The organism is Bradyrhizobium sp. CCBAU 11361 (genome assembly GCF_028128935.1).
Lineage (GTDB): Bacteria > Pseudomonadota > Alphaproteobacteria > Rhizobiales > Xanthobacteraceae > Bradyrhizobium > Bradyrhizobium niftali.
Genome location: NZ_LBJZ01000086.1, coordinates 1 through 1,148, shown reverse-complemented (window position 1 = coordinate 1,148; position 1,148 = coordinate 1). Strand labels below are relative to the sequence as shown.

At 63.9% G+C, this 1,148-nt stretch carries 1 protein-coding gene; it reads right to left on the bottom strand.

Translation table 11 applies throughout. The features are described from left to right. Positions 1–1,148, bottom strand: a 1,148-nt coding sequence (locus tag XI08_RS09965) for a Wadjet anti-phage system protein JetA family protein (RefSeq protein WP_271574279.1), incomplete at both ends; no start/stop codon positions are given.

Sequence of the window (1,148 nt, the reverse complement as noted above, 5' to 3'; positions counted from 1 at the left end):
GAACCCGGCCGCGACCTGCGCCGGAATCTCGCCCGTCAGCGCATATCGGCGGGCGCAATCGAAGGCGAGAAAGTCGTCCACGGTATCGATTTCCATGAAGCGGGCTTCCCTGGTCGCGAAGGGCGGCACCTGGCCCTCGAGAAATCGTCTGACATCCTCGGGGCGGGGCGCGATGCGAGCGATGTACTCGAGGCGGAGCTTCTTGCGCAGTTCATACAACGGATCCGAGGGCGGCTCGGCGAGCTCCCTTGCTTCGACGGGACGGCGTGGTTGCCTGGCCGTCGCCTGATGGTGTTCCGACCAGGGGGACCGCAGCGGCTCGATGCTCCATTCGATTGTCGCCTTGTGGTGTCTGCCGTCCCGCAGTAAGGCATCCAGGCGCCGCACCAGGTCGCCGGCCCGGCCGACGAGTCCCTGCCCGCCCCGCTCGGCGTACTTAATGGTGTTGCGGACCCGGGCTTCGAGCTGCCTGCGGAAGGCCTCGATCCTATCGAACATCTCCCCGATCTGATCGAAGATGCTTTCGATGGCCAGCAGGTCGTCGGTCGCGGCCATTCGACCGTCCTCGATGTCGGCTGCCATGCTGGAAGTTGTGTACTCCTCGGCGAGGACCTGCATGGTTTGCGGGGTGTAGGAGATCCTCCGCGCGAGATCGACGATGGCGTCGCGGAAGCGGTACGGATGGTTGACGGTGAGGATGGACTCGAAATCCTTCAGCAGGAGCTGTTCGACGAACTCCTCGAAAAAGGCTTCCAGCCGGGTAGCGACTGTTTTCGACTCCATGACGGTCCGTCGGACGCGCTTCAGGTCGGCCAGAATGGCCCGCAGGCTCTTAGTGAACTGGTCGGCCTGATTACGCGCCTCGCGGACGGCGAGCGCGGCTTCGCGCTGCTTGCGGTCGGTGATCTCGGGCCTCAGTTTTTCGACGGCCTCCAGGTTGAGGCGGATTTGCACGATCAAGCCGCCGAATCGCTGCGAGAGATCCTTATTGAGGCTCGCGAGCCGCTGGATCACGAGCAGCGGTCCCATAGCCATGTCCACGGTAACGCGAAGCCCGTATTCCTCCTCTTCAAGCCATCCCCAGGCAAGCAGCCGGGCGTACAGTTGTCGGGCAAGACCGAGCGCCTTGTCGCCCTTCTCGGAAGCGA